The sequence below is a fragment of the Aliiglaciecola litoralis genome (assembly GCF_039523355.1).
GTDB classification, from domain to species: Bacteria; Pseudomonadota; Gammaproteobacteria; order Enterobacterales; family Alteromonadaceae; genus Aliiglaciecola; species Aliiglaciecola litoralis.
This window is the reverse complement of sequence record NZ_BAAAFD010000005.1, coordinates 91,720-113,638: the sequence shown is the minus strand read 5'-3', so window position 1 is coordinate 113,638 and position 21,919 is coordinate 91,720. Positions and strand designations below refer to the sequence as shown.

Annotated in this window: 19 protein-coding genes and 1 pseudogene; 6 read left to right on the top strand and 14 right to left on the bottom strand. The window is 42.6% G+C overall.

From position 1 onward, the window contains the following. Positions 1-96: 96 nt before the first annotated feature. The 6 genes from ABD036_RS10325 to ABD036_RS10300 all read left to right on the top strand — a co-directional run bounded on the left by ABD036_RS10325 (position 97) and on the right by ABD036_RS10300 (position 5,747). The gene (locus ABD036_RS10325) at positions 97-471 is read left to right on the top strand and encodes a DUF3192 domain-containing protein (RefSeq protein WP_343859531.1); all 375 of its coding nucleotides are present in this window, start codon (positions 97-99) and stop codon (positions 469-471) included. A gap of 62 nt (positions 472-533) precedes the next feature. Beyond that, complete coding sequence (locus ABD036_RS10320; RefSeq protein ID WP_343859528.1) at positions 534-2,249, top strand: hypothetical protein; 1,716 nt, start codon at positions 534-536, stop codon at positions 2,247-2,249. A 175-nt stretch (positions 2,250-2,424) separates the two neighbouring features. Continuing rightward, positions 2,425-3,432: an isocitrate dehydrogenase gene (locus ABD036_RS10315; protein ID WP_343859526.1), complete on the top strand. Its 1,008-nt coding sequence runs from the start codon at positions 2,425-2,427 to the stop codon at positions 3,430-3,432. A 1,173-nt stretch (positions 3,433-4,605) separates the two neighbouring features. Continuing rightward, the gene (locus ABD036_RS10310) at positions 4,606-4,929 is read left to right on the top strand and encodes a ComEA family DNA-binding protein (protein WP_343859523.1); all 324 of its coding nucleotides are present in this window, start codon (positions 4,606-4,608) and stop codon (positions 4,927-4,929) included. 90 nt (positions 4,930-5,019) lie between these two features. Further along, on the top strand, positions 5,020-5,352 hold the full coding sequence (locus ABD036_RS10305; RefSeq protein WP_343859521.1) for a type II toxin-antitoxin system Phd/YefM family antitoxin: 333 nt from the start codon (positions 5,020-5,022) through the stop codon (positions 5,350-5,352). A gap of 56 nt (positions 5,353-5,408) precedes the next feature. Continuing rightward, positions 5,409-5,747, top strand: a complete 339-nt coding sequence (locus tag ABD036_RS10300) for a type II toxin-antitoxin system RelE/ParE family toxin (protein WP_343859518.1) — start codon at positions 5,409-5,411, stop codon at positions 5,745-5,747. A gap of 131 nt (positions 5,748-5,878) precedes the next feature. Here the strand turns inward: ABD036_RS10300 and galU are convergent, their stop codons facing one another. From galU to ABD036_RS10230, 14 genes and pseudogenes are all read right to left on the bottom strand, one after another. Further along, positions 5,879-6,772: a UTP--glucose-1-phosphate uridylyltransferase GalU gene (gene galU / locus ABD036_RS10295; RefSeq protein ID WP_343859515.1), complete on the bottom strand. Its 894-nt coding sequence runs from the start codon at positions 6,770-6,772 to the stop codon at positions 5,879-5,881. Positions 6,773-6,782: 10 nt separating this feature from the next. Then, positions 6,783-8,123 (bottom strand): UDP-glucose dehydrogenase family protein, encoded by a 1,341-nt coding sequence (locus ABD036_RS10290; RefSeq protein WP_343859512.1) that lies wholly within the window; start codon positions 8,121-8,123, stop codon positions 6,783-6,785. Between the two features lie 111 nt (positions 8,124-8,234). Continuing rightward, positions 8,235-9,101 carry a glycosyltransferase family 2 protein gene (locus ABD036_RS10285; RefSeq protein ID WP_343859509.1) on the bottom strand — a complete coding sequence of 289 codons (867 nt, stop codon included), beginning with the start codon at positions 9,099-9,101 and terminating at the stop codon, positions 8,235-8,237. Continuing rightward, the gene (locus ABD036_RS10280; RefSeq protein WP_343859506.1) at positions 9,098-9,988 is read right to left on the bottom strand and encodes a glycosyltransferase; all 891 of its coding nucleotides are present in this window, start codon (positions 9,986-9,988) and stop codon (positions 9,098-9,100) included. The genes ABD036_RS10285 and ABD036_RS10280 overlap by 4 nt, the downstream gene beginning before the upstream one ends. Positions 9,989-10,073: 85 nt before the next feature. Further along, positions 10,074-11,159 (bottom strand): glycosyltransferase family 2 protein, encoded by a 1,086-nt coding sequence (locus tag ABD036_RS10275; protein WP_343859503.1) that lies wholly within the window; start codon positions 11,157-11,159, stop codon positions 10,074-10,076. Positions 11,160-11,169: 10 nt separating this feature from the next. Beyond that, a complete protein-coding gene (locus ABD036_RS10270) occupies positions 11,170-12,933 on the bottom strand; it encodes a glycosyltransferase family 2 protein (RefSeq protein ID WP_343859500.1) in 1,764 nt (587 codons plus the stop codon). A 2-nt stretch (positions 12,934-12,935) separates the two neighbouring features. After that, positions 12,936-14,321, bottom strand: coding sequence for a glycosyltransferase (locus ABD036_RS10265; RefSeq protein ID WP_343859498.1), 1,386 nt, complete (start codon positions 14,319-14,321; stop codon positions 12,936-12,938). Next, on the bottom strand, positions 14,318-15,685 hold the full coding sequence (locus tag ABD036_RS10260) for a hypothetical protein (RefSeq protein WP_343859496.1): 1,368 nt from the start codon (positions 15,683-15,685) through the stop codon (positions 14,318-14,320). The genes ABD036_RS10265 and ABD036_RS10260 overlap by 4 nt, the downstream gene beginning before the upstream one ends. A gap of 25 nt (positions 15,686-15,710) precedes the next feature. Beyond that, positions 15,711-16,193 carry an FAD synthase family protein gene (locus ABD036_RS10255; protein ID WP_343859908.1) on the bottom strand — a complete coding sequence of 161 codons (483 nt, stop codon included), beginning with the start codon at positions 16,191-16,193 and terminating at the stop codon, positions 15,711-15,713. A gap of 483 nt (positions 16,194-16,676) precedes the next feature. After that, a pseudogene (locus ABD036_RS10250) lies at positions 16,677-16,841 on the bottom strand (LicD family protein); the annotation flags it as partial. A 107-nt stretch (positions 16,842-16,948) separates the two neighbouring features. Beyond that, positions 16,949-18,070, bottom strand: a complete 1,122-nt coding sequence (locus ABD036_RS10245) for a glycosyltransferase (RefSeq protein ID WP_343859494.1) — start codon at positions 18,068-18,070, stop codon at positions 16,949-16,951. Next, a complete protein-coding gene (locus ABD036_RS10240) occupies positions 18,067-19,260 on the bottom strand; it encodes a hypothetical protein (RefSeq protein ID WP_343859491.1) in 1,194 nt (397 codons plus the stop codon). The genes ABD036_RS10245 and ABD036_RS10240 overlap by 4 nt, the downstream gene beginning before the upstream one ends. 1 nt (position 19,261) lies before the next feature. Then, entirely contained in the window at positions 19,262-21,208 is a 1,947-nt protein-coding gene (locus ABD036_RS10235) for a glycosyltransferase (protein WP_343859489.1), read from the bottom strand. A 1-nt stretch (position 21,209) separates the two neighbouring features. Further along, positions 21,210-21,680: a hypothetical protein gene (locus ABD036_RS10230; RefSeq protein ID WP_343859487.1), complete on the bottom strand. Its 471-nt coding sequence runs from the start codon at positions 21,678-21,680 to the stop codon at positions 21,210-21,212. Between the last annotated feature and the right edge of the window lie 239 nt (positions 21,681-21,919).

Below are 21,919 nucleotides of genomic sequence, written 5' to 3'. Positions count from 1 at the left end.
ATCGATTAATAATCCGCTTTTTACGTTTAGCAGCCTTTATTCAATCAGAGGTTTTCTTTAACATGGACTCAGATTACTTGGATAAATAGAACCTGTATGAATAAAAAAGTAATAAAGCGCATTGGTGTAGGCGTACTACTTTATGCAACCTTTGTTGTAGCGCTCATTATGTACAACCCCGATGATACCTCTAGCATGGGCTGGGAAGATCGTCAGGAGTACAATTTAGTCCAAGTGTCTAAGTTGCAGTTAGGTTTTGTCAAAGCCACTGTGATGGAAATGATGGGACCGCCCGATATTAGCGAAGCAAAGAAAGTCGGCGATCGCCACATTCAGGTGATGTTTTACCGCACCCAACATATGCAATCTGACGGTATCACTACCCAAGATGAATGCACTCCTTTGCTATTTGAAAACGATGAACTCATTGCTTGGGGAGATGGTGCTTATCAATCTTATCTCGATTTATAATCAAGGTGGTCGATAATATCATCACCTTCATTACGTTTTAAACTGATTGAGTTTTTGCCCATATGCCTACTCAAGTAGTGGTAAAACAATTTGCACGGATCGCTGGGATAATAAAAGACGTTAACAACCATCCCTTAAACTCCACTCAGATTCAGCCCATCGTTAAAGCCGCAGAGTTGTTCCTCAACGGTTTTAATCACACGCCAGACATTTTTAGCGCGCAACCCTATTTATACAAATCCAAATACAGCTACATTGACAACCTCACTTTCAATAGCTTGGTATTTTGCGCCTTGCTGTGCAAACAAAACAAAGTCAATGAACTGTGTAGCCAGCAAATGTTAAGCAGCATTATTAGCTTGTATGCCGAACGTGCCGCCCTGCTTACCCAGTACTATCAACAACAAGGTGACGCCGTCACCGAGCATCCTTACAATAAAGCGCTGATAACCCTGCTACAAAAAGTACATTTGGATGTGTGGTACCAAGGCTATGGCGTGTTTCAACTGTTGTGCAAGGAACCTTCGGCAATTAAAAAGTGGCCCGCTCAATTAACCCGAGTCCAACGCATGGTGTTGTGCGCCCATTGGCTGGCGGTAGGTGTGACGCATCGCACCTCGGGTAAATCCCTTTCTTTTGCTGCATGCTTGCGTCAGTTAACGCAATTATGCCCGCAACACTGGATTAACGATTTACAGCCACTGCTAGAATACCCAGGGCTGGTACCCCCCGGAACGGTGATCAAATATAGCGGTGGCCAAAATGCCATTGTATTGGGGGTGACTAGCGAACGATTGCTAGTTAACAAACTCAGTAAAGACAAAGACCAACCTGTGCAATTCGCACGAGTATATAAAACCACCGAGATGCAGCCACTGGGCGCGCAAGTGATTAAAGGCTTTAGCCAAACACACAACTGGTGGAGCGAACAGTGGCAAGCAGAAAAAGCAGATTGTATTTCGCCTATCAGTGAAAGTTACCCACTGAACAAGCCGCCGCCAGTATTACTCGAAGTGCAGACCCACTTAAACAGTGGCGAGGTCGATATCGACAAACTGGCGGTGCAAATCAGTGCCGAACCGGCGTTTTCGGAATACCTGAAACGCACAGCGACCTTTTCTAATCGCAACAAAATCCCAGTGCAGCAAGTCAAACACGGGCTGATGATGCACGGTTATCTGCGCACCAATAATATGTTGATCGAACAAGCGCTATTACTGCGCCTCAATCAAAGTTATTTTCCTTTGCAACAAGACTTTACCCAGTTTACCCGACTAGTTGCACAGATTGCCTTTAATCTCGCATCCCACGGCAATGACATTACACCTGAGCAAGCTTCAAACCTAGCCTGTTTTGCCTGCAGTGGACTCTTTACGCAGCCACGGCTAAAAACCCGGACACACTGGTCTCCGGCTCAGCAAAACCATTATGATTTGCGCAGCTTGTATGATTTTAGTCATACCGATAGTCTGATTGAGCATGGGTTAATATTGTGCAAAGCATGGCAACAACCGGGGGTGTTTATCACGGCCATTCAACACCTTTCCACTCCGCCCAATGAGTTAAAGCAAACCCAACTGGCGAAATGTTTAACCTGTATTTTAGGGCTGAGTATATTAGCGGCGAAACGCGCTTTTTTTGCCAACTTGCCGCAATGTACTGATTCTGATAATTATATTAACCAAGCCTTGGAGATCTTAGCGATGTCACCAACGGATTATCAACACCTTAGCGAACAATCACTTACGCAAACCCATTGCTACCGTACATTTCATTAACATTTAAGCAGACACCGCCGGCGTTAAATTATTCGAGATAAGCGGCCATAATTACTGGCTTTACGTGGTAAAAGCCGTCGAAAAATGGTATAAAGCCGCCCTCAATTTTAAGCGTTACTTTTACGTACACCATGTTTGCAGTAATTGACTGCCACAGCGCGAATAGGAACTAATAATGACTCAACAACGTATCACCGTGATAAAAGGTGACGGTATTGGCCCAGATATCGTCGATTCAGCCCTACAGATACTTGATAAAGTAGGCTGTAACTTCGCTTATGATTTCGCAGATGCCGGGTTAATGGCATTGGAAAATCATGGCGAGTTGTTGCCACAAGAAACGCTTGAGCTGATCGAAAAAAACAAAGTAACCTTGAAAGGCCCATTGACCACACCCGTTGGTGAAGGCTTTACCTCTATCAACGTGAGTTTGCGTAAACGTTTCCAAATGTATGCCAATGTCCGCCCAGTGTTGTCGTTCAAAGGCACCAAAGCGCGTTACGAAGACATTGACATCATCACTGTGCGTGAAAACACCGAAGGTATGTACTCAGGCCTTGGTCAAGTAGTCTCAGAAGATGGTTCAGAAGCTGAAGCCATGAGCAAGATCACCCGTGCTGGCGCAGAGCGTATTGTCAAGTTCGCCTACGAACTTGCTCGCCGTGAAGGCCGTAAGAAAGTGACCGCAGTACACAAAGCCAACATTCTAAAATCGACCTCTGGGTTGTTCTTGAAAGTGGCGCGCGAAGTGGCAAATCAATATCCAGATATCGAATCAACCGAAATGATTGTCGACAACACCTGCATGCAATTGGTTATGAATCCACATCAGTTTGACGTGATCGTCACCACCAACTTGTTTGGCGACATCATCTCTGACCTATGCGCAGGATTAGTCGGCGGCTTAGGCATGGCACCGGGTGCCAACATCGGTAATGACTGTGCAATATTTGAAGCCGTACACGGCTCAGCACCAGATATCGCCGGTAAAAACTTAGCGAATCCTACGTCGGTTATCTTGGCGTCAGTGCAAATGCTCGAATATTTAGAAATGAGCGACAAAGCCGACGCTATCAGAAAAGCGCTTAAAGAAGTGATCGAGTCAGGCGACCGCACTACCCGCGACCTAGGCGGCGAACACGGCACCACCGACTTCACCCAAGCGGTACTAGATAGACTGTAAAGCCTAAACAAAAAAATACAGCTAAAAGAGCGAAGCACATCGGTGCTTCGCTTTTTTGTTTGTACCGTTTAAAAGCGCAAAAACACAGTCATCCCCGAGGTCCAACATGCCGTCATCCCCGAGTCCAACATACCGTCATCCCCGAGACGCTCTTAGGTGCGCACGCAGTGCGGGGATCTCCCAAACAGTTTGACGTAATCAACTACAAACAACAGCCCAAAAGATCCCGGCTCTAAAAGCACTGCCGGGATGACTTTTGTTGAATGCCACTGCCGGGATGACCTTTATTCTGTCATCCCGGAGGCGAAAACACAGTGTCATCCCCGAGGTCTCTTAGATGCGCCCGCAGTGCGGGGATCTCCCAAACAATCTGACGTAACCAACTACAAACAACAGCCCAAAAGATCCCGGCTCTAAAAGCACTGCCGGGATGACTTTTGTTGAATGCCACTGCCGTGATGACCTTTATTCTGTCATCCCCGAGGCGAAAACATTGCGTCATCCCCGAAAAAGTAAAACCCCGTCATCCCCGAGGTGCTCTTGGTCGGGGATCTCCCAAACAGTCTGACGTAACCAACTACAAACAACAGCCCAAAAGATCCCGGCTCTAAGAGCACTGCCGGGATGACCTTTGTTGAATGCCACTGCCGTGATGACCTTTATTCTGTCATCCCCGAAAAAGTAAAACCCCGTCATCCCCGAGACGCTCTTAGGTGCGCACGCAGTGCGGGGATCTCCCAAACAGTCTGACGTAACTAACTACAAACAACAGCCCACAAGATCCCGGCCTAAGAGCACTGCCGGGATGACCTTTGTTGAATGCCACTGCCGGGATGACCTTTATTCTGTCATCCCCGAAAAAGTAAAACCCCGTCATCCCCAAGTGCTCTTATTGGGGATCTCCCAAACAGTCTGACGCAACCAACTACAAACAACAGCCCAAAAGATCCCGGCTCTAAGAGCACTGCCGGGATGACTTCTATTCTGTCATCCCCGAGGAGCTCTTGGTCGGGGATCTCCTTCCCCCCGTTATGCAGCCAACCACCACCAATCCAAGCAAAAACCTGTACCAAAACCCAAAAAACTAGACTTTACAGCCACGCTACACGGTTCTATTTTTAAACAGTGCAAAACAGCACAAAGGGATTGAAACAATGAACAAGGAGATCCAACATGAAAAAGTTCTTACCTACAATAGTCATCGGCTGTGCAGTATTTTTGGCGAGTGCACCAAGCATTCAAGCTAAATCGCTTGAACAGAAAATTGCCACCGCAAAAACTCAACTGCAAACCCAGTCACAAAAAGTCAATGTCAATACTGCCAGCATAGAGCAGCTACAGCGACTCCCCGGAATCGGTGCAAAAAAAGCGGCGGAAATCGTTGCATTTCGCAACGCTAACGGTGAGTTTTCCACCCTGCAAGACTTAAAAAAAGTCAAAGGGATAGGCTTGCGCATGATTGAAAAGCTGCAAGATGAGGCAGTGGTCAACGAATAAACGTTATTAATAGAATCGCTGTTTGTAAGCAAGGCAGGCCACTAAGCAGTACTGCCTTGATTTTTCTTTTATTAAGCTAGGAAAACTAAAATGCACCCACAGCAAACTTGCGATAAGTCTTTATTTAGACTAAATTTAGTCCACTATATTATTAGAGAAAAGCCAATGCGCATTGAAACTATCAGCTATATCAAAAAGAACGCTTCTAATCTACCCGTTGAAGAGCCGATTATTGTTACTCAAAACGGCGCACCTGCTTATGTCATTGAAGACTATGCACAGCGTAAGTTTCGTGACGATGCGATCGCTATATTGAAATTAGCAAGCTTTGCCGAAAATGATCTCAATAAAGGTAATGCCATTTCAAGTGATGACATGAAAACTAACCTAATCAATCGCCTTAAAGATAGTGAGGTTAAGTAAAATGGAAACAGGTGCTAGATGCAGTTTGTTGAATATACTCACAGGATATATGTAGCTTGAAGCCTAGCATTACCTACGCTGCAACATTCTACAATTTGATCAACCTTTCTGTTGATTACCTCACACGTTTTTCTACTGAAAAACAAGTAATTGAAAACATCATCGATGCGATTGAACGATTTGAAAAAATGGTCAGCGACAATCCTAAGTCCGCACCTATATCACCTTACCTCTCCTCATTAGGAATGATGAATTATCGAGAATTCACAGCAAATGATTTTAGGATCTTATATCGTGTCGAAGATGAACCATACTCAATCAAAGTCGTTTTTTTCTGTTCACAGAAACAAGATCTAACTAGATTGCTTGTGGACTACTGTCTTCTTTATAAGTAACTTTTAAAATATGTTGGATTTCTAAATTGATGAGTCCCCTTGCACCAGCTCGAAGTTTAATCACAAACAACAAAAAGGCACCAAATTGGTGCCCTTGTCTTACAATGTTCTGCTAGTAGCTTTAGCAGCGACTAAAGCTCTAATGACTTCAAATACGCTTTAAACTCTTCGCCAATCTCTTTATGACGCAGCGCATACTCTATATTTGCCTTCATATAACCCAATTTACTTCCACAATCATGGCTCTTGCCAGTCATGTAATAAGCGTCAACCTGTTCTTCGTTCATCATTGATGCGATGGCATCGGTAAGCTGGATTTCACCGCCTGCGCCAGGAGGAGTGAACTCTAACGCATCCCAAATTTTTTCAGACAGCACATACCGACCAACCACAGCCAAGTTAGAAGGCGCTTCATCAACCGGCGGCTTCTCAACCATTTTATGAATTTTGGTCGACTCCCCCTCTCCGAGCTGTTTACCTTCTAAATCAACCACACCGTAATTATTGACCTGATCTTCAGGTACCGCTTCCACCATAATTTGGCTGACGCGGCTAGTATTGAAGGTCGCGACCATGTCGGCTAGATTATCTTTTTTCTGATTACAGGCTGCATCATCAATGATGACATCCGGTAACACCACGGCAAAAGGGCTATCTCCCACCATGGGGCGTGCACACAAAATAGCGTGGCCTAAACCTTTGGCAACCCCTTGACGTACGTGCATGATAGTCACATCTTTGGGACAAATAGATTGAACATCATCCAGTAGTTGACGCTTAACACGCTTTTCAAGCGTTGCTTCCAATTCAAAACTGGTATCAAAATGATTTTCAATACTGTTTTTACTGGCATGAGTTACCAGGATAATTTCTTTAATACCCGCTGCAACGCACTCTGCAACTACATATTGAATTAGCGGTTTATCAACAACCGGTAGCATCTCTTTAGGAATAGCTTTGGTTGCAGGCAACATTCTAGTTCCCAATCCCGCGACTGGAATAACCGCTTTTTTCACTTGACTCATGTCTTTGTCCTTAATGTTTTTTAACAGATAAACCACGACCTATGGCGTAGTAATGCAATCCGTATTCCTGTATTCGTGACGGTTCAAACAAATTACGGCCATCAAATAATAATGGTTCTTTTAATTTTTCTTTGATCAACTCAAAATCCGGTGCTCTAAAAGCTTGCCATTCGGTACAAATTACCAAGAAATCAGCACCTTCTAATGCCGCCTCTTTAGTGCCCATTAAGCGTAAGTCAGAGCGTCCGTTATATATACGCTGGGTTTCTTCCATTGCTTCAGGATCATAGGCTTGGACTGTTGCACCAGCATCCCAAAGGCTCTCCATCAACACACGGCTGGAGGCTTCTCGCATATCATCGGTATTGGGTTTAAACGACAATCCCCATAGCGCAACTGTTTTACCTGCCAAATCACCATTAAAATGAGCAGAAATGTAACCAAATAACTTTTCTTTTTGTTTGTAGTTTACCGCTTCCACCGACTCTAAAATCTGCGCGGTATATCCTGCTTCAGATGCACTGCGAGCGAGCGCTTGCACATCTTTGGGGAAACAAGAGCCGCCATAACCGCAGCCAGGGTAAATAAACTGATAACCAATGCGAGGATCAGAACCTATGCCTAATCGAACGTTTTCGATGTCTGCGCCAAACACCTCAGCCAAATTAGCCATTTCGTTCATAAAGCTAATTTTAGTTGCCAACATGCAGTTGGCTGCGTATTTGGTCAGCTCAGCACTGCGAATATCCATCACAATAATTTTGTCGTGATTGCGGTTGAAAGGCGCGTAGAGCTCACGTAATTTCTTCTCAGCCGTCTCACTGTTGGTACCGATGATAATACGATCAGGACGCATACAGTCGTTAACCGCAGCGCCTTCTTTGAGAAACTCTGGGTTGGACACCACATCAAAGGTTAAGTTTTTATTCAGCTCAGCAAGGGTTTCAGAAATTTTAGCGGAAACTTTATCAGCGGTACCTACCGGCACCGTCGACTTATTGATTACAATTTTATGCTTGGGCATAAATTCAGCGATAGTTTTGGCCACCGCTAATACATATTTCAAGTCAGCCGAGCCGTCTTCATCGGGCGGTGTTCCTACCGCGATAAAGATCACGTCACCGTGCTCCACACCGCGTTTAGCATCAGTCGTAAATTTAACCCTACCCGATTCAAAATTCGATTTAACCAAAGGCGTCAAGCCCGGCTCATATATGGGGATAATGCCTTTTTCTAAATTATCGACTTTATTCTGATCGACATCGATACACACTACGTCGTGACCGACTTCAGCCAACACTGCAGCTTGCACTAAGCCCACATAACCAATACCAAAAACAGTGACTTTCATTTGTTTCCCTAAATGAATGTTATGATGAGAACTATACCGTTGAGACAGTCTAAAAACAATTGCGAGTAAGTGTAAAAGAAGTTATCTAGCGCAGAATAATCAATATGGCGTTTACCAATTGTCGGAAAAAGCCCCTTTTCGATTAAATAGCCCGTCAATTAGACCGCAGAGCATAAACTTAACGCGATCGATTCTATTATCCTGTAACAAACTATTGGCAAAAAAACGGATGGGCAACACGGCCAAGTTACGGCATTTCCAATACCAAGGAACATAGCCTCTGCGACTTAAGACTAGTACATTTCGGAATTGATAATATAGCCTCACTGGCGAGCCGACTTTATAGGTAACGCCTGCAAATTTGCTGCGCGAGTCACCTAGGCGATGGATCATTTCCACTTTTTCAGCAATGGCGACCATTAGATTATTCTTTTTGGCTCGCCAACACCACTCGTGATCAACACCATCGATAAACAGTGATTCGTCTTTGAAACCAATCAAATCTAACTTGGATAAATCGATCATCATACCGGAAGAGATAATCTGGGTTACACACACTAAATCGTCGTAAATCGCCAACTCACGCTGCACGCGTGGCCTAACTGTTTTATCCGAAAAAGAACAGATGATTCGAGGGCCAATAGCGACTAAGGGACGTTTGTCTACTTTTGAAGCCACTAACAAAGAAGACAACCTAAAGGCAAAATCTTCTTCAATACAACTATCCTGATCCAACAGTATGCCGAACTCACAGCCTGCTGTTTTTAGATCATTCAAACCAATATTGTGCGCTGCCGCAATGCCAATATTGTTTGGAAAGTGATGGAAATGTAAGTTGTCACTTTTTATATTTAATTCTGTTGGCACAGGAGAATTATCGACAATGCTCAACACATCCACTTGCTCTAAAACAGAATCAAGCAGTTGCTGGGTAATGTCCATGTCGGGTTTGTACAATATGACGGTAGCGCCAATCACTCGTGTCTTACTCGCTTATTCAGTAAATATCGGTCTATTTTATACGCTAGTTTAACAAGTTTTGCCGGCATAAGCCTTAAAAATAATACCGCACATGCATACACGATATTACCCATACTGTAGCGCTTGAGTACTTTCATTGTGTAGAAGCGCGCTTTGAACTCGTTAATGGATTTGCTCAGCCCTCTTCGTTTGTAAAAATCATTGACTCGTCTAAATTTCAATAACGCTTTAGGCAAGTTAGCAAAGATGTAGTTATTTGCGCACAGCTCAGCCCACAAAAAGTAATCTTGGGTATTTTTTAAGTCTCCTCGATAACGAAAACCATCTTTAAAAATACCAGCGCGAAGTGCCACTGTAGGATGATTAATCGCGCAGCGCTTGGGTAATATTCTCAGAATCTCATGATGTTTAATGGGAAGCTTTCTGGACCCTACTTTCTTACCCTTTTCATTGATTTCAATCAGTGCTGTACCTAGGATATCAATGTTTGGATTTTGTTCGAAAAACTGCACTTGTTTTAAAAAACGATCTTTCATGGAAATATCATCTGCATCCATGCGGAAAAAATACTGGGTGTTTTTCTTAACAAAAAGATCAACGATAAGGTTCATGCAAACGCTGAGTCCTTGATTTTCTGTGGTCTTTAACAGTATTAGATTGTTATGTTGATGTTCCAAATTAACTAACAATGTATAAACGTCGTTATGTACTTCACCATCAATAACGATGATCAAAGTAAAATCTTGATAGGATTGCGTTAGCACGCTCTTAATTGCTTGTTTTATCCAGTCCAAGCGATCGCCTTCATACACAGCCATACCCACAAGAGCATGATTCTCAATTTTATGTTCAAGGTTACTGAGCAATGTGTAAGAAGAGGTCAAAAACAAAACTACCTAAATTGTACGGTTGAGGCTAAAAGGCTGGGATCATATCAGAATATTAGGATTACGCTTAGTGAATTCGACTTTAAAGCTGATGGTTTTGTAAAAACTCTTCGTGGGCTTGCTTCACTTCGGGTAAGTCCACATTTTTAAGAATTTTTGTTAGCGTCGCGCTTTCACTTTCCGGCGCGCCTTTGATCATGGAAATCACATCATGATATCTGCTAATGACCATTTCACGGCCTTTCTCGATGACAGATTCCAGGTTTCTTTTACTGATATATAGTTGTTTTTGATGTTGGTAATCAATCACTTTTTCACTTGGAATATTTACAGTGATATTACTATCATCATTAAAAATACCACTTCGATTGTTTTTAAATTGAGAGCCTTGTTTTCCCTCTACTAGTGGACGACCTCGTTTTAACGCCGCAATATATTCCAGCGGATGTCGCGTCATTCTATGCAAAACGAAAACGGGTTTTAGTGGCTTAGCCAATTCCTCTAATGGTACTTTCGAATAATTTTCTTTATCTATTTCAAATGGCGCTCCATCTGCCAACTTATAGTTTCCCGTATTAATTAAAAAATTATGCGGATTGGCATTCAGTGGTTCAATATAGGTAGCAACCAGTGACTTAACCTGTTGCGCTCTTCGCCCTACGAGATTGGGCGTGAAAGGAGCTGCAAAAGGTGCATATTCATCCATTTTATGTACCCATTCGAAACAATAAACGTCTGCACTTTCAGAGGTTTTGATGAAGTCTTTAATATTAAGCGTAAAATCCAATGGCGTGTAAAACTCGTCCACATCCAAAAACATAAGATGGGTAAAGCCCTGCAAACGTGATTTGCGCAACTCATCGAGATAAATGGCCATTTGTGGTGCGCGTAAACTTTGTTGGAAATACGGATCACCACTTTCAAACCGAATATGATGTTCACTAGCAAGTGCATCAATCAATTCATTGGTGTTATCCGAGGTGTTATTTACGTATATAACTAATTCATCGAAGCCAAAATATAGGTGGTGAAAAATCCAATCAACCAAATAAGCACTTTCATCTTTAGCGATAGCCACCAACTTTACTTTGGGATTATCTTTTCTTAGCCTGAAATTCATTCGAGCATAGGTAATACTCAGCTTTTCCTGTAGTTTTCTCGTAATCATGTGAGGCGGACTAGCGCATTTCCTTTACATTGTCTTTTATTGAAAAATTTTCTCGGGATAGAGTTAAGTTTGGATTATAGGCAGGATCATGTTCAATAACCTGTGACCATTTTTCTGTTAGATAAGCAAGTTCAGATTCAAAACGACTACGTTTCTCGACCGTGTCCTCATGACCTCTAGACACTGATTCATGATGAAATAACTCAGCCTCTGCGCAGTATAAGTTACGACGTCCGAGCCGGGTGACTTTCAAGCAAAAATCCACATCATTAAAGGCGACTTTTAATGTTTCTTCTAAGCCACCAACCGCCTGATAATCGCTCTTACTCACTAGCAAACAGGCCGCAGTGACCGCACTAAAATTGCCAGTTGCACTTAGTCTGTTCATATATCCCGGGTGATATTGTGGGAAATACTTGTGCGCATGGCCCGCACCGCCCCCGTAGCCCATGACAACACCCGCATGTTGTATTCGACCATCAGAATACAGGAGCTTAGCGCCAACACAACCGATGTTTTCGCGCAACACATGACCAACCATATCGGTCAACCAATCAGCTGATATCACTTCTATATCATTGTTAACTAGTCCAACTACGCTACCTTTTGCATGTTCTACGGCAAAGTTATTGATTGCAGAATAATTAAATTCATAAGGATATTTTAATAGTGTTATTTGTGGGTGCTTTGCCAGCTCATCAAAATAAGCGATGCTTTGTGGCTCATCAGAATTATTGTCTACCAATAATATCTCGTAATGTGGGTAACTGGTTTTTTCTAATATTGATTCAATACACGCCTTAACAAGGGATAAACCGTTTTTGGTGGGAATGACCAAACTCACTAATGGTTGCTCTTGGTGTTGCCATCGTAATGACAAATGACGCTTGTTTTGGGATAGCAAAACATTGGCCTTAGCAGATAATGCCTGTTGCAACGCTAGCCTATATTTTTCCATGGAAAAATCGAATGTCGTAAAACGGTGTGACATGACCAAGGGTACATGGCTGATTTTTAGGTTAATTCGGGCATCAGCATTGGCTATAAAGGTAGCAATGGCTTCATTGTCATTGCTAAAACTAAATTGTTTTAACAAAGCGCCTTTTGCAATCCAAAAAACATGCCGCAAATAGGCCGTTGAATATTGTAGATCAGGAGTCCAATCTGGATAGAACTCTGGAGAATGGCGCTTACCCTGCGAAATGGCATCCGTATCAAAATAGATAATATCGGTATTTTCTGTTCGATTTACATCTAAAACTGTCGCCAAGGATCTATGCAGTTCGTTTCCGGCATACACTACAAGGAAATCGTGCTCAATTTTAGGTTCCATACCTGAAATAAAGCGTAGATTTTGGTCATTTTTGACATATTCACTTAGCTGTGTCCGACATGTTTCAATTTGTTCAACTTGGGTGAATACGGTCACACGGCACTGAGCATTGTTTAGTGCCATTATTGACCGATAGGTTCGAGCTAGACTCCCTGTTGCTTTTGCAGGAACCACAACGAGCACATTCAAGACAAGGTTGTTTTGGCTCTGTATTGAATCTATTAATTGGTTTTGGAGTGCCATGTTTTTGCTATACAGCGCTTCTAATTTTTTACGCGAAGGAAAACCGTAAAACAAGCCCGAACGCTGTAAATTTCGACTGTATAAACTGGTTAAATAAGGTGATTTCTTAAGCCAATTTTTAAATTGTTGGGGAAATAGTGAAACTAGAGCTTTTACTCCCAACATTGCATATTTTTTCAGGTGCACCGGTATACTCATTGTTACTGCCCTACCAAAAATTCAGCTAGTAGGTCTCGATATTGAGATTTTGTTTCAGTTAACGTATACCGCTCCAGTACACGTATTCGATTTAAATCACCAATTTGGGCTCGCTGTTTTTCCGGCAAACTAACAATTTGGCGCATTTTATCTGCCGCATCATCTATCTCTGCTTCGGCCCAAGCCTGCCCTTCACTATAGGGATATTGCCCTTCTTCAACCGGAACCAAACGGTAAGACACAGACAATACGTTTTGCTCACCGAGTATGTCCACACTACCAGACCAATTTGTCGCAATTACCGGTTTGCCGAGAATACAGGCTTCAGCGATCGTACGTCCAAATCCCTCACTACGATGCAGCGACAAGTAACAATCACAACGTTGCATTAACTGAGTAAGCTGATCAGTCGAATACATTTGGCTATCCAATTTAATCCGTTTATCACTTAAACAGGCTCGCTGCAGCGCTTGATAATCGGAACTGTCTTTTACGTTTGCCACTTTAAGTACAAGCCTGACATCTGTTTGGGTAGGAAACGCCGTTTGAAAAGCATTGACCGCAGCTAACGGATTTTTGCGTTGCAAATAAGAACTAGCATCAAATACGTAAAGAAAAGTAAAGGGTCGCGATTGAAGTTGGTTAAAAGACGTGATTTCAGTATTGGCAATACAAATTGGCGGCACCAGTACACTATTCGTATACTCTTGGGATTCAAATGCATTTAGAACGAAACTGGAAATACACCAAAAAGTATCCACTGAATCCAGACACTCCTTGGAAACCTTAGGCAAATTTGGCAACTCCCAGGGAGCCTGAAGTGCAATCTTGCCATACACCTTGTGTAAGTCAGGAGTAGATTGCCAGATTTTTTGGTACTCGATTAAATTGATACAAAAGATGGAATGAGAATAGCGATGTTCAACCAATCTATCCTGCTTTTTGATATAGGCTACAGAGTCTGCAGGATGACCAAGCATATTGATAGCGTAGGGAATATCGATACTTTCAAGCATTGCCGCTAAGTTTCTAACATCTTCACCTAATCCGGTTGTAGCACCACTGTAGCCAATTAGATTAACTCCATTGACCTTTCCGGCCGGTATCGCATCGTCTGTTATTGATCGTAAACGTTGCAATCCATCGATATCAAAGGTGTATCGGCCTACAGATTGATACCACTGTACCAATGCGTGCCGATTCTTAAACAAATTGAGATTTTGGTTTCCTAGCAGTTTAGCGCCAAGCAATACCATAATGTTGGTGATCGGGATTTGCTGATCTTGGATGATACCGTTGGCGTTATTAAAAAGCACTTGCCACTGATCTTGGCTAATACCTTCGATGCGCTTTTTAGTCCAGGGTAAAAAGTCGTCAAACACCTTCACTTGTTGGGATTCTCAGTTGCAGACGACACATTCAATTTATCTTGGTACTCGCTCAACTTAGCTGTAATCACAGGGCCATTTGGACGCAACTCATCGGCTTTTTTCATAAACCGGTAAGCCAATTGCAATTCGCCGTTTTGTTCACTCAACAACGCCAATTCTCGATATACTTCAGCATCACTGATCTTGTCATCAATCTGTAGTGTTTGTCTAAATCGGTCTAATGTCGATACGCTGATTTGACGACTATCTTGTCGAATCGAAGTAATACGGCGATAGAAATTACGCAGGCGATGATAGCCACTATAATATGTCTGAGTTACCCATACCTTAAATCTGTATTGATGCGAAACATAACTTACAAAAATATTAAACAATTCAGGTCGTTTAGTCATTGCCACCGAATTGTTTTGGGCGTGCTTAATCAGTACTTGGCTTAACCCAAAATCCCATTCAACCAATGCTTTTACGATGGCATCAAATGATGCTTGGTCTATTTCTTGTTTGCAGTATTGAGGTTGTTGCTTGCTGCTCAGCTTAGCGATATAAACTTCGTTATTGTCAATCGGATACTGCTCAAAAAACACGGTCAGTTGTTGCAAAAACCAATTTTTATAGTAGTCATATTTTTGCGGCTGTATTAATGAATACGACATTGTCCCAACACGATACGATTGTAAGAACCGATCTACCCTATGTTGACAATCTACTGGCATAAAGTTATTTAGCCAACGTTTCAGCTCCAATGCGTCAAAACTGTATGAGTGATTAACTACTTTTGACGGTGTCACCGCAATATCAATATTTAATGCGCTGATAAAATCAGAAACGATATCACTGCCTTGTAACACATCTTTTTCATAGAATCGTACAATAAACTTATCCGTGCCAAATTCATTTAACTGCTTTTTAAGCAAATTCAAATGGTAGGCTTTTGGCTCTTGCGGTAAGCCTAAAGGCTTGGTTTCAGCATGTCGTTTCACTGCTTGATTATAGGACGACTCAATCACATCCAATGGAAAACGAATATAGGCGATGAATTTAGCCTGCGGAAATGCTTCTAATAATTCAGTGATCTGAAAAAAGAAAAATTCAGATGACAGTAGTAAGGTATCACAGCTACTTTCTTCACAATGCTGTACTAATTTTTCGACTTTCTTGTGCGATAGAATAAGTTTTTTATCAAAAGTACGATCGAAAACATCCAATACGTTGCCTGAGCTAACGCCATTTTCATCCAGCGTATGTTCAGGATAAAAAACGCCATGAGACATCAACACGTCTCGATGAGTTTGCAACCAATTTTGTATCGCTGAAGTAGCCGTTTTCGGCGGCCCTACATGAATATAGACTTTCAATGTCACGTTCTTGATACCTGCAAGTCCAACGTTACTTATGTCCGACCGATGATGCCAAATTGATGACAATTTCTAACGCTGAATGCAGAGACTTCTCCAGTCCCATAATTTCTTCTTGATTGATATTAGATAGTGCCTTTTTAATATCAGTGGTCGAAACGTCTTCAGTTCGGTCTAAATACACCACTTCACACTTACTTTTCAAGTGGTCAAATTTACCTTCCCAGTCACTGCCCATGCCAAAAATATTGGCACCAATGCGTTCAATATCAGCTTCTTTTTGTTCCCAATTGTGCTCTGGGAACACTTCATCGACAAATTCGGTCGCCAATAAAATCTCAGCTCTTTCCTCGTAAGAATAAAACGACTTTTTACCTTTTAGGGCGTTGAATTCATCGCTTGATACTCCGACCACGAGTCGATCACCTAAACTGCGTAGTCGTTTGAGAATGCGCACGTGGCCTACATGAAATAAGTCGAAGGTACCGTAAGTCAGAATCGTCTTTTTAGCCACCTGAGCTTTGGCCGCTATAGGCGAATAGTCACCGACTTCGTCTAGGGTAATTTCATGACGTTGCTGTAAAATATCTTTGTCGCGGATGGGATAGACACCAAGCTTTTTTAGTTCTTCAATTTCAGGCAAAAAATGATCGAAATTCATGTGTCGAGCCACAATGGCTTCATCCAACGCAAAACCACTATTAGCAAAATAATTACGATAATCGCCAATGCCTTTGGTTTTTAACGGTCCAAAATCGTACACTTTTAAAGGGTATAGATCCTGCAGCCTAATATAACGCTTGGCAAACCACTTTCTAAAGTTTTCGCTTTTGTAATGTAGGCACAGTTCACCGTCAATTTCCATGCGCACGCCGATAAACACATCAATTTGCATGTAGATATCTAACGGACAAATTTCTTTACTGGCGCAGTAGAACTGCAAAAGGCCATCATGCTCGCTTTCTTTGAGTTTGATCCCTGCAGCCTCTAGTTCCGGTACTATGTCAAACAAGCGCTGCTCGTCCAATTCCTCAATCATCACATCGACATCGTCATCCCATGGAATAATTCCGCCATGCCTAACGCAGCCAAGCATGGTGCCTGAATGCGCAAAAAATTCAATGTCATGGGCTTGGAGAATTTCTTGAAAAATCGCAAACATGCGGTAATAACTAGTGATGACACTTTTTTTCAAGATGACTCTATTATAAAAACTATGTAGTTTTTCTTTAGCCTCAAGAGCCTGTTGATGTTCGGTATTGTGATCCATTATTCAGCCACTTTATTAAATAGTTCATTAAATCGTTTGATATGCGTCAGGTTGTATTGTTCAAAAACCTGTTGTGAGTCTATCGTTAATTTTGCTAAGTCTTGTTCAGAGAAAGTCGTCAATTGGGTAACCAGTTCTTCAACATTGGCACACTGGTGCAGTGGATTTTCGCTGGGTATTCCAACCATCGCATCAACCGTACCAAGTAAGGGTTTACCAAAGGACAAGGCCTCTAGTGTTTTGATTTTTAAACCTGTTCCACCCACCATAGGGTTTACTGCAATATCGATAGTGGAATAAAAATCGTCTAGCTCATCCACCATACCTACAATTGTAAATACTTGATTCTCAGACTCGATGTTGCGACATATGGTGCCAGCTAAGACAAACTCAAATTTATCAAGCAGCTCTGGGTGTGCCATGATATTTGCCTGAAAGCTGAGCATCGAGCTTACGTTAAAGGGATTGCCACTGCCGATGTAACCAACCCGAATCTTACTCGAGGTTATTGGATTTCTTGGCAGAATACGTTGCAAAGGCACCACATAACCTAGAGTAGTTACGGGCGTATCTGTAATGCTTTCAAAATAAGCCTGCTCTTCATCTTGAATAGCAATAATTAAATCAGCTCGAGACAAAGCAAGTGACTCTAATGCTCTTGTTGTATAAAACCATACAGGCTCCAAACCTGCTTGCTTAGCAACTAGATGGCGATCTCCAAACACATCGTGTGTGTCGATTATCTTCAGTGTTTGCGCTGATACGCTGTCTAATACTTTCGAAAACCAGACGTAATTCGTTAAGCAAATATCGAATTGATAGGTATCACAAAGAGTCTCAACTAGTTCACTCACCCGCTTGTCATACCAATCATCGATATCGAAGTATTCACCATATGAAGGTTCGGCTGCTGGACCGACAGGCTGTACAAAGTAGAAGTGATCCCAACAACTGCTCATGTTGCGCTGTTGCTGTTCATCCATGCCTTCCATGCCAAAATACACAAAGTGCACTTGATAGCCTGCTAGTTGATACATTCGAGTCAGGCGATAGATACGAGCACTGTTGCCCTGGAATTGAGGGTGCGATGGTATGGGTGAGATGACTAAGATACTTCTCATAGTAAATCATCCTGTGGCACGTACATTTCTAGTTTATTGATGGCGACACCAATGCGCTTGTGGTCTATCTCAAGCATATTTTCCGTGCCTATCACCAACATCACATTCTCTTTAAATCCATGAGCAGCAAAATTCCCGGAAAACTCTATTACACTAGACTCTACAATGGTTTCGTAAGCGACTTGTTGGCCGTCTAAAAATATCCTCACCTTATTTTCAGTCATGCCTGCCGGCAAAGCATCAAATTTAAGGCGAAAGTGAAAATAGCCAGACGATGGCAGACATAATTGTATGCTTGACTCTTTTTCTGGTCCAGTCCAATGCCAGCAATGATCCCGGCCCCCTTCTCTAGGGTATAAGTTTCGGGTTGGTGTAAGGTCGAGGTTTTTTACGTGATTATCACTAAACAAGCAGTGTTTAAGAAAGCTTTTACCCGCACTGTGATAGTTTAGAATATGCATGTAATACCGCTTTATTAATTCACTTCTTTGTGCTGTACCATTTTCGTAGTGCAAAGGGTCGGTAAAACATAAAATGGTTTTGAGTTTTTCGATAGTCGCGGAGTCTGAGCGCGGGATGGCCAATGCATAATGTTGGTTGGTATTAAGATCATTCAAATCAGAAATCAAATTTAACGATGAACTAAATAACTGGTAATCCAATTTTTCTATTACATTAAGTAGCGATTGGCCTGCCGTGTTCAATGCTTGTGCGGTCAGCGTAATTATCGGTTTATCTCGTGTCAGTACTTGCTCTCCACCTTGCAAGAGTTCCGCTGCCTGTGCATGGGCGCAATGTAACCACCCAATTTTTTTTGCACTGGCTAAATGTGAATCAAGGGTACGCTGACGGATGGACACCCTTGGGTGGGCCAATTCAGAAAAACCGGCTTGCACTTTTGCTTGCAGGATAAGATCTGCTTCGTCTCCCGCTAAAATAACGTCCTGGTATCCCACATCTAAGCATGCTTGCCAATACCAAAAGCCATATCGTGAAAACTCGCCTGAAGATGCGAAGTGTAGTGTATTGAGGCCTGCATCAAGGGCAAATTGTGCTGCCAACGAGTTTCGATCGGCACACATCACAACCACATCGCTGCTATCAAGCTGATTCACGACGGCCCAATTTAGTAGCGCCTTAAGTCGGTAGCTATTGTTTCCAATTACCTGTCCAATGGTTTTACATTCCACGTTACAACTCCGTTTCGAGCTTAGTAATCAAGCTCCCACCTACATAAGCTAAATTCGACAATAAACCATTGTAATATGGTTGAGGGGTTAAATTAACCATGTTTGAGCGTTTCACAAGCGCAAATGCCCACTCTTGAGAGTAAGCGGCAGCCGATTGGCTCAAGCTTAAATCAATATCTGCTTCACCTGTTTGATAGCGCTCAACCGAAAAGCCAGCCGCTTGCCAGTACGTTAACAATGCTTCGCGGGACATATCCACTTCAGGATGAATTTGATTGCCATCCCATACTACAGTGACACAGCCGATAGCACCTACATTTAGCAAACGATTAAGATTGGCAAAGACAGCTACGGGATCGTATTCGATAGCGCCTGCTGGTAGTAACACCTTGAACCGATTAAACCGAGACAGGCCTTCACTGGCCTTATTTTGGGTCAGAATAGTTGTTGGTTGGGTTTCGATTTTCGCTTCGTAATAACCGAATAACTGTTGAGCAACTTGGCTCACGCCCTGTTCATTTTTATCGGCCAGTACCAATAACTTGCGGTTGTCGCTTAGCGGTAAATATCGACTTTTCCACCAATGCAGACCTGGACTGCCTTCAATATTCATCCACTGTTGAGATTGAAAATCAATCGCTTGCTGTTCGGTAGGATATCGCAAGCACACGAAGTTAGCATCCACGGCTTCGCTTTTAGTGACATTGTGCTCATGCGCCATATCAGCTTGCTTCAAACGAGCCTGTTCGCGTTCAACCACTTCAAAATAAGCTTTGGTAGTAACAGTGATATCATGAGTTCGCTCAACCCAATGTCGAGCATTGAGGCCGATCTGCACTCGCTTGCTGGGCTGTTCAATCATTTCAGCTAGGGCGGCGGTTAAATTAGCTTGAAAGTCATCGTCGTACGCTAACTTCACGGCACAATCATCTGGTATTTCTGCAAAGGGACCTATGTCTACCACTAAACAGGCTAACCCAAGCCCTAGCGCACGAGTGAGTGTTCCTGAGGATTCTCCACCGGTGGGATAGCGCAAATTAACGATAAAATCTGAAGCAATCAGATATTTAAAGAAATCTTGATTCGACAAAAAGCCGGTTACTACTACTTCATCTTGCAGCCCATAGTCGGCAATGTCTTGGAACACATCGTATTCATGTTGCTTACATTGTCCTGCCAACACATAAACAAAGTCTTGGCCTGTGGTTTTAAGCTCACTCAATGACGCCAACACTGCTTTAATTTGCTTGGCTTTGGCAATAAACCCCATTGAGGTAATGACCACTTTATTACCGGGTAAACCCAATTGACCACGATAGTTCATTTTCAATTTGGTTTGATGCTGCCGGATCTCTGGAGATAAGTGATGAGGAATAACCGTTACATTAGGGTGCGCCAACGCTCCAATGAAATTAGCAGAGTATTGTGAATGAACAATAATCTCACTAGCCGCGTCAATGATGGACTCGTTCATCAGTAACTGTTCAGGCATGTGCTTGCCTTTCCATCCATACTGGATCATCTGTTGGCCTATTGCATAACCGGTGCTGCCGTATTGATTGAACAGCGCCATTTGATAGGCTTTTTTATCGCCATATGACAAGTTCGTCATATCTATCAAATAGTGTAAATTCAAGTCGTGAACAATGACGATGCCAGGACGATTCAATAACACGGGCAGCATGTAAAGCGTGTCAGGGTTATTTCCCACATGATACATATGTGGTATCGATTTAAGCTGTTCACTTTGCGCTTTGTATTGCTCTAACCTTAACACCATCACTGACGCTGGGATGTTGGTAGGATCAGGAGCAAGGTTGTCAATCACTACACAGATATGCCCTTTTTTAACAAAATAGCTCAGCTGCTCAGCCAAATAATCGGCTATGCCATTAGGCTTGGGTGGCAAAGGACAAAAAATGACAAGTGACGGAAGTTTGGTAAACATATTACTTGCCCGAGTTGATTTGCTTTTTCAGATAATCAAACTCTCGTTGCATACGTTCAGATTGAATTGCCAATAATGCGTCCATACGCTTTTCAACTTCAATGGCAAAATCACCTAAAATATCGGTAAAGCTACTTTTTAATTGGATTGCTGTTTGGGTGACACGTTTACCGTTAATATACAAATGCACTTCCCGTGCTTCTGCGGCAAATGGCAACATATTTAATTCGATGGTAAATCCATGACAACCATTACCTACGCCCGCGGCGACCAAGTCTTCGCGAAGTGTTGCCGCTTTAGTTTGCGCGATGGTTTTGTCGCCCTGCTTAAGCTCTACCAGACAGGGTTTAGAGGGTTTTAGCGTATTGCATGCCCAGCCAGACACCATGTCTGAGGTCACGGCATCAATATGATATTGCAGCTCGCCTCGTCCCAACACGCGTTTTATTAAATTTTTTATTTTTCGGATCATTGTGACAGCCTTGTTACATCCACTTTCAAAGGCGCGAAGTTTACAATATTCAGGAGATCCTTGCACCTATTTATAGGCTGAAACTATCAGCAATGTCATTACTCACTACCAATGAAATTGCTGATAGTTTCAGCCTATAAATAGCTTATTCTAGACAACGATTAATTGTTACTTTGGTGGAAACTCCAATCAAGGTCTATTAGTTACGCAGGGTAAGATCATTGTTTTCACAGCGGCAC

Coding starts and splice junctions, on each gene's coding strand:
- ABD036_RS10235 (WP_343859489.1), bottom strand. CDS start 21,208: ATGTTTACCAAACTTCCGTCACTTGTCATTTTTTGTCCTTTGCCACCC.
- ABD036_RS10305 (WP_343859521.1), top strand. CDS start 5,020: ATGCACCCACAGCAAACTTGCGATAAGTCTTTATTTAGACTAAATTTA.
- ABD036_RS10230 (WP_343859487.1), bottom strand. CDS start 21,680: ATGATCCGAAAAATAAAAAATTTAATAAAACGCGTGTTGGGACGAGGC.
- ABD036_RS10320 (WP_343859528.1), top strand. CDS start 534: ATGCCTACTCAAGTAGTGGTAAAACAATTTGCACGGATCGCTGGGATA.
- ABD036_RS10315 (WP_343859526.1), top strand. CDS start 2,425: ATGACTCAACAACGTATCACCGTGATAAAAGGTGACGGTATTGGCCCA.
- ABD036_RS10245 (WP_343859494.1), bottom strand. CDS start 18,070: ATGAGAAGTATCTTAGTCATCTCACCCATACCATCGCACCCTCAATTC.
- ABD036_RS10275 (WP_343859503.1), bottom strand. CDS start 11,159: ATGATTACGAGAAAACTACAGGAAAAGCTGAGTATTACCTATGCTCGA.
- ABD036_RS10290 (WP_343859512.1), bottom strand. CDS start 8,123: ATGAAAGTCACTGTTTTTGGTATTGGTTATGTGGGCTTAGTGCAAGCT.
- galU (WP_343859515.1), bottom strand. CDS start 6,772: ATGAGTCAAGTGAAAAAAGCGGTTATTCCAGTCGCGGGATTGGGAACT.
- ABD036_RS10325 (WP_343859531.1), top strand. CDS start 97: ATGAATAAAAAAGTAATAAAGCGCATTGGTGTAGGCGTACTACTTTAT.
- ABD036_RS10270 (WP_343859500.1), bottom strand. CDS start 12,933: ATGAGTATACCGGTGCACCTGAAAAAATATGCAATGTTGGGAGTAAAA.
- ABD036_RS10310 (WP_343859523.1), top strand. CDS start 4,606: ATGAAAAAGTTCTTACCTACAATAGTCATCGGCTGTGCAGTATTTTTG.